The sequence below is a fragment of the Pantoea sp. R102 genome (assembly GCF_004916815.1).
Lineage (GTDB): Bacteria > Pseudomonadota > Gammaproteobacteria > Enterobacterales > Enterobacteriaceae > Pantoea > Pantoea dispersa.
Window position 1 is genome coordinate 21158 of record NZ_SDFT01000165.1, and the last position, 6732, is coordinate 27889.

General features: G+C 55.4%; 6 protein-coding genes. 2 read left to right on the forward strand and 4 right to left on the reverse strand.

What is annotated here, in order from left to right:
- Positions 1–111 precede the first annotated feature (111 nt).
- From clpX to bolA, 4 genes are all read right to left on the reverse strand, one after another.
- Positions 112–1383: an ATP-dependent protease ATP-binding subunit ClpX gene (clpX, locus tag ERD80_RS17115; RefSeq protein ID WP_021507186.1), complete on the reverse strand. Its 1272-nt coding sequence runs from the start codon at positions 1381–1383 to the stop codon at positions 112–114.
- A 127-nt stretch (positions 1384–1510) separates the two neighbouring features.
- Positions 1511–2134 (reverse strand): ATP-dependent Clp endopeptidase proteolytic subunit ClpP, encoded by a 624-nt coding sequence (gene clpP / locus ERD80_RS17120; protein ID WP_010616837.1) that lies wholly within the window; start codon positions 2132–2134, stop codon positions 1511–1513.
- A 336-nt stretch (positions 2135–2470) separates the two neighbouring features.
- A complete protein-coding gene (gene tig, locus ERD80_RS17125; RefSeq protein ID WP_021507185.1) occupies positions 2471–3775 on the reverse strand; it encodes a trigger factor in 1305 nt (434 codons plus the stop codon).
- Positions 3776–4078: 303 nt separating this feature from the next.
- Positions 4079–4393 (reverse strand): transcriptional regulator BolA, encoded by a 315-nt coding sequence (bolA, locus tag ERD80_RS17135; RefSeq protein WP_021507184.1) that lies wholly within the window; start codon positions 4391–4393, stop codon positions 4079–4081.
- 267 nt (positions 4394–4660) lie between these two features.
- Here bolA and ERD80_RS17140 point away from each other — a divergent pair, with 267 nt between their 5' ends.
- The gene (locus tag ERD80_RS17140; RefSeq protein ID WP_136547766.1) at positions 4661–5239 is read left to right on the forward strand and encodes a lipoprotein; all 579 of its coding nucleotides are present in this window, start codon (positions 4661–4663) and stop codon (positions 5237–5239) included.
- 55 nt (positions 5240–5294) lie between these two features.
- Positions 5295–6732: muropeptide MFS transporter AmpG (gene ampG / locus ERD80_RS17145; RefSeq protein ID WP_136547768.1), on the forward strand; the 1438-nt coding region annotated here is incomplete at its 3' end.

The following is a 6732-nucleotide window of genomic DNA, read 5'->3' on the forward strand; positions in this document are numbered from 1 at the left end:
TTATGAGTATATGGGGATGCTTGCACGACATTCAATGTCACAGAGGTGAGAAAAATAAAAGGGGAAACATTTTCCCCTTTTTTAAGATAACAACGTGGTGTAATTGATTATTTATTCGCCAGAAGCCTGGGCTTCATGCTTACCGTAAATCAGCATCGGGTCAGATTGCCCCTCGATCACTGACTCATCGATCACCACTTTCTCTACGCCTTCCATTGATGGCAGGTCGTACATGGTTTCGAGCAGCGCCGCTTCTACGATAGAACGCAGACCACGTGCCCCGGTTTTACGCGAGTTCGCTTTCTTCGCAATCGCCGTCAGCGCTTCGTCACGGAACTCCAGCTCCACGCCTTCCAGGTTAAACAGCGCCTGATACTGCTTGGTCAGGGCGTTTTTCGGTTCACGCAGGATCTGGATCAGCGCTTCTTCGCTCAGCTCGTTGAGCGTCGCCACCACCGGCAGACGACCAATGAACTCCGGAATCAGACCAAATTTGATCAGATCTTCCGGCTCAACCTGTGACAGCAACTCGCCTTCGCTGGCTTTCTGCGATTTACCTTTAACGGTCGCGCCAAAGCCAATACCGGAGCCGGTTTCAACACGCTGTGAAATCACTTTATCGAGGCCGGCAAACGCACCGCCACAGATAAACAGGATTTTCGAGGTGTCGACCTGCAGAAACTCCTGCTGCGGATGCTTACGTCCACCCTGCGGCGGCACGGCAGCCACTGTGCCTTCAATCAGTTTCAGCAGCGCCTGCTGTACGCCTTCACCTGACACATCACGGGTGATAGACGGGTTGTCTGATTTACGGGAAATCTTATCGATTTCATCGATGTACACAATACCGCGCTGCGCTTTCTGTACGTCGTAGTCGCACTTCTGCAGCAGTTTCTGGATGATGTTTTCCACATCCTCGCCCACATAACCGGCTTCGGTCAGCGTGGTGGCATCCGCCATGGTGAAAGGCACATCCAGCAGGCGCGCCAGCGTTTCCGCCAGCAGGGTCTTACCGCTACCGGTTGGACCGATCAGCAGAATGTTACTTTTGCCCAGTTCAATCCCGTTGCTGGTGTCGCCGTTACGCAGACGTTTGTAGTGGTTGTACACCGCCACCGCCAGCACTTTTTTCGCCTTCTCCTGACCGATAACATAATCGTCAAGGTGATGGCGGATCTCATGCGGCGTCGGGAGCGCGCTGCGCTCGCGGTGCGGGGCCACTTCTTTAATCTCTTCGCGAATGATGTCGTTACACAGATCGACACACTCGTCGCAAATATACACTGACGGCCCGGCAATCAGCTTACGGACTTCATGCTGGCTTTTGCCGCAGAAAGAGCAGTACAGCAACTTACCTGAACCGTCTTTGCGCTTATCTGTCATCAGCTAACCTCTTTTCGTTCTCAGACCTAATTGGTGTACGGCAATGGCCGCACAGCAACGGCCGATATGCATGCAACTCACCTGTCTGCACCCGTTAACTATAGCGTAAGGGGCAGACAGATGTGTCTTATTGGCGATGCGTCAGGATGGAGTCGACCAGGCCATACTCTACCGCTTCGCTGGCAGAGAGGAAACGATCGCGCTCGGTGTCGCGTTCAATCTGCTCCAGCGATTTGCCGGTATGTTCCGCCATCAGCTCATTCATACGCTGCTTCACTTTCAGGATTTCACGCGCGTGGATCTCAATGTCCGTCGCCTGGCCCTGATAGCCGCCCAGCGGCTGGTGAATCATCACGCGTGAGTTTGGCAGACAGAAGCGCTTGCCTTTAGTCCCCGCCGTCAGCAGGAATGCGCCCATCGAACAGGCCTGGCCCATACAGATGGTGCTCACGTCCGGCTTGATGAACTTCATTGTGTCATAAATCGACATACCGGCGGTAATCACACCACCTGGCGAGTTAATGTAGAGGTAAATGTCTTTTTCAGGATTCTCAGCTTCCAGAAACAGCATCTGCGCCACAATCAGGTTCGCCATGTGATCCTCAACCTGACCGGTCAGGAAGATCACGCGCTCTTTAAGCAGGCGGGAGTAGATGTCGTAAGAACGCTCGCCGCGCGAGGTTTGTTCGACCACCATTGGCACCAGCGCATTGGTTGGTGCAGTAAATTCACGATCGCCACTGTATGACATTACCGTCTCCTGATAAATTTCATTGGCAACATTCTGTACCGATTTTACGCGAGGCGCGCGGCGAAAACTATGCGCAGCGGTCTCGTTCCGACATAACAGGACGGTTAATCAGCCAGTCTTACTGTTTTCACGCATTCTCCCTGTATCTGGGGATGCAGCCCAGTTGTTTCAAGCATAACAACCTTTTCCCCATTCGCTAACACGGAAAAACAGCTTAGCGAAGAATTTGCCGATTAATTAGTCAAATAGCGCACAAATGTGGTTGGTTTCCGCCAGAAACGAAAAAGCCCGCGACACAGCGGTCGCGGGCTTTAGCACTCAGGGTTAACTCACGAATCAGGCCGCAGAGGTCTGGTTCATCAGCTCCTGGAAGTTAGTGGCTTTGTCAGTCACTTTGGCTTTCGCCAGTACCGCTTCAACCGCCTGCTCTTCCAGCGCAACGTTGCGCATGTTGTTCATCAGCTCGCTGTTTTTGCTGTAGAACTCGATCACTTCCTGCGGATCTTCGTACGCAGAAGCCATCTCTTCGATCAGCGCTTTAACGCGATCTTCATCGGCTTTCAGCTCGTTGATGCGAATTACTTCGCCCAGCAGCAGACCAACCACAACGCGACGTTTTGCCTGCTCTTCGAACAGTTCACGTGGCAGTTCCAGCGCCTGCTTCTCGTTGCCGCCGAAACGCTGTGCAGCCTGACGACGCAGAACGTCGATTTCGCTGTCGATCAGTGCCACTGGCACGTCGATTTCGTTCGCGTTAACCAGACCGTCAATCGCCTGCGTCTTCACGCGGTTACGGATAGCGCCTTTCAGCTCGCGCTCCATGTTCTTACGCACTTCAGCGCGCAGACCTTCGATGGAGCCATCTTCCACGCCGAAACGCTTGATGAATTCAGCGGTCAGCTCCGGCAGTTCGCGGGTTTCCACTTTCTTCAGCACGATGTCGAACTTCGCATCTTTGCCTTTCAGGTTTTCCGCGTGGTAGTCATCCGGGAATTTCACGTCGATGGTGAAGGTGTCGCCGGCTTTCTTGCCAGTGATGCCTTCTTCGAAGCCTGGGATCATACGACCCTGACCCATTGCCAGCACGAAGTCAGACGCTTTGCCGCCTTCGAACTCTTCGCCGTCTACAGAGCCGGTGAAATCGATGGTCGCGCGATCTTCTGCTGATGCCGCTGCATCGGTCTCTTTCCAGGTCGCCTGCTGCTTCTGCAGGGTTTCCAGCATGGTGTCGACGTCAGCGTCGGTCACTTCAACCACCGGTTTTTCGACTTCGATTGCATCCAGGCCTTTCAGCTCAACTTCCGGATACACTTCGAACTCAACCGCGTAGGTGAAATCTTCACCTTCTTTATACTCACCCGGCACGTAGTTCGGTGCGCCAGCTGGGTTGATCTTCTCTTTGATGATGGCGTCAACGAAGTTACGCGTCATCAGCTCGCTCAGGACGTCCTGACGAACAGAGGCACCGTAGCGCTGATTAATGATGGTAGCCGGCACTTTGCCTTTACGGAAACCGTCGATACGGACTTTCTTAGCCACTTCCACCAGTTCTTTCTTCACTGCGCTTTCGATGCTGTCCTTAGGAACAGTAATCGAAATGCGACGGCCCAGACCCTGAGTGGTTTCTACTGAAACTGTCATCTTGTTACCTCAAAAAATCACGTGCTCGGTCAACTTCAGACACCACACAATTAATGCGCCGTATCCAACAACCGGGACGGCCTCTGCAGGCAGAACCTAATCCCTGTCACCAGAAGCGTCCCGAAGACATTCCGGAAAAATAGACGCCGCATTATAGCGGCATCCCCGGAATGAGTCGAGGCTGCAAACTCACCACTTTTTAACGGTTTTGCTGCTTTTTTGCGCCGCAGATCGCGTTTGTGCATCATTGAGGGAAGAAAAAACGGCCCGCAGGCCGTTTTGGAGGAAGCTGGAGAGGAAAACTCAGGCCAGCGTACCGGTACCGCGACAGTTCGGTGAGGCGAGCACGGTATCCTGCAGTCCATCCCACTCTTTGCGCGTGTAGGTATGCAGCGCCAGCGCATGGACGCTGCCTGCCAGCTCGGTCGCCAGCTCGCCATAAATGGCGCGGTGACGCTGCAGGAAGCGCTGTCCGGTGAAAAGGTCGCTGACGATCACCACTTTGAAGTGACTTTCAGAACCGGCAGGCACGTTATGACGATAGCTTTCGTCATGCACTTCGAGATGTGCAGGCTCAAAAGCGTTACGCAGCTTTTCTTCTATTTGTTCGCGAATCATTGTTAACACTCCTCTACGGCGAGCGCTGTGCCCCATCTGTTTAAATATTAGTAGGTTTTTACCTTTCCCGCAGTCTGGCAGGAAATAAATCCTGCTGCGCTGCGCATCTTAGCCTGCTCAGGCTGCCGATCAATCGGTTACCGCGTCCGGCTGTCCGAAAAAATCCTTTACAATCAATTTCCCCTGGTGCGGGGCTTTTTTCGCCGTGCCGCAATGCTATGATGGCCGCAGTTTTGCAAACCAACCCATATGCTAACGAGAATGAGTATGTTGAAAAAACTGTTATTCCCTCTGCTGGCTGCCTTTATTTTGGCCGGCTGCGCCAGCAATAACACCACGCTGAACATCCAGCCAAAAATCCAGCTGCCACAGCAGGATCCGAGCCTGATGGGCGTTACCATCAGCGTTAACGGTGCCGATCAGCGCAGCGATCAGGCGCTGGCCAAAGTGAACCGCGACGGCCAGCTGATCACCCTGACCCCGTCACGCGACCTGCGTTTCCTGCTGCAGGAAGTGCTGGAGAAGCAGATGACCTCGCGCGGCTACATGATTGGCCCGAACGGCGCGGTGGATCTGCAGATCGTGGTTAATGGTCTGTACGCCGATGTCACACAGGGCAACGTGCGTTACAGCATCACCACCAAAGCGGATATCTCTATTATCGCTACCGCGAAAAACGGCAACAAGCAGGTGAAAAACTATCGTCAGACTTACAGCGTAGAGGGTGCCTTCAGCGCCACTAACGATAAGATCACCAACGCGGTTAACTCGACCCTGAGCGACGTGATTGCCGATATGGCGCAGGACACCAGCGTCAACAACTTCATCAAGCAAAACGCGCGTTAATTTTCCGCAGTAACCTGCCCGGTCCCCGCTGACCGGGCTTCATTTCAGGCTGGCTATGACATCTCACTATCTGCGTATTTTTACCCAACGTAACGCTGCGGTCCTGCTGCTGCTCGGTTTCGCTTCCGGTCTGCCGCTGGCGCTGACCGCCGGTACGCTACAGGCGTGGATGACGGTAGAGAATGTCGACCTGAAAACCATTGGTTTCTTCTCCCTCGTCGGTCAGGCTTACGTGTTTAAGTTCCTGTGGTCGCCGATGATGGATCGCTATACTCCGCCCTTTCTTGGCCGGCGGCGCGGCTGGCTGCTGGTCACGCAGTTAGCGCTGATTGTCGGCATTGTGGCGATGGGCTTTATGCAGCCATCACGCGACCTTACCCTGCTGGCGGCGCTGGCGGTGCTGGTGGCTTTCTGCTCAGCCTCGCAGGATATTGTGTTTGATGCGTGGAAAACCGATGTGCTGCCGCCGGAAGAGCGCGGCAGCGGCGCGGCGATTACCGTGCTCGGTTACCGGCTGGCGATGCTGATTTCCGGCGGCCTGGCGCTGTGGCTGGCGGATCGCTATCTCGGCTGGCAGGCCACCTACTGGCTGATGGCGCTGCTGATGGTGCCCGGACTGATCGCCACGCTGCTGGCGCGTGAACCTGAGGCACCGGTGCGCGAGCCGCACTCGCTGCGTCAGGCCGTCGCGTTTCCGCTGAAGGATTTCTTTCAGCGCAACAACGCCTGGCTGCTGATCACCTTAATCATTCTCTACAAGCTGGGCGACGCGTTCGCCGCTTCGCTCACCACCACTTTCCTGATTCGCGGCGTGGGCTTCAGCGCCGGTGATGTCGGTCTGGTGAATAAAACGCTCGGCCTGCTGGCGACCATTATCGGTGCGCTGTACGGCGGCGTGCTGATGCAGCGCCTGAGCCTGTTCCGCGCGCTGATGATCTTCGGCGTGCTGCAGGCGGTATCTAATTTCGCTTACTGGCTGCTGGCGGTAACGCCACCGCATCTGTGGAGCATGGCCAGCGCGGTATTTATCGAAAACCTGTGCGGCGGCATGGGCACCGCCGCCTTTGTGGCGTTGCTGATGACGCTGTGCAACAAATCGTTTTCGGCCACGCAGTTCGCGCTGCTGTCAGCGCTGTCAGCGGTTGGACGCGTGTATGTCGGTCCGGCGGCTGGCTGGCTGGTTGAATTGTGGGGCTGGCCGGTATTTTACGCCTTTACCGTGGTGGCCGCCGTACCGGGCCTGCTGTTGCTGTGGGCATGTCGCGGCACGCTGCAGGAAATGGAGCACAGCGGTGAATTCATGAAGCGCAGCCTGTGGCCACAGGGTTATCGCTGGACGGTACGCCTGTTCGCGGCGGGTTGTACGCTGCTGGCGCTCTGGCTGCTGACGCTGGCACTGCGTGCGGCGGATATCTGGCACAGCGCGACGCTGCCAACCCATCTGTTTGAGGCAGGGATGGCGCTGGCGCTGCTGGCGGTGCTGCTCGGCGTGA

What these genes read in the sequence shown, in the direction of transcription:
- tig (WP_021507185.1), bottom strand. Translation starts at nt 3,775, where the DNA reads ATGACAGTTTCAGTAGAAACCACTCAGGGTCTGGGCCGTCGCATTTCG.
- bolA (WP_021507184.1), bottom strand. Translation starts at nt 4,393, where the DNA reads ATGATTCGCGAACAAATAGAAGAAAAGCTGCGTAACGCTTTTGAGCCT.
- ERD80_RS17140 (WP_136547766.1), top strand. Translation starts at nt 4,661, where the DNA reads ATGTTGAAAAAACTGTTATTCCCTCTGCTGGCTGCCTTTATTTTGGCC.
- clpX (WP_021507186.1), bottom strand. Translation starts at nt 1,383, where the DNA reads ATGACAGATAAGCGCAAAGACGGTTCAGGTAAGTTGCTGTACTGCTCT.
- clpP (WP_010616837.1), bottom strand. Translation starts at nt 2,134, where the DNA reads ATGTCATACAGTGGCGATCGTGAATTTACTGCACCAACCAATGCGCTG.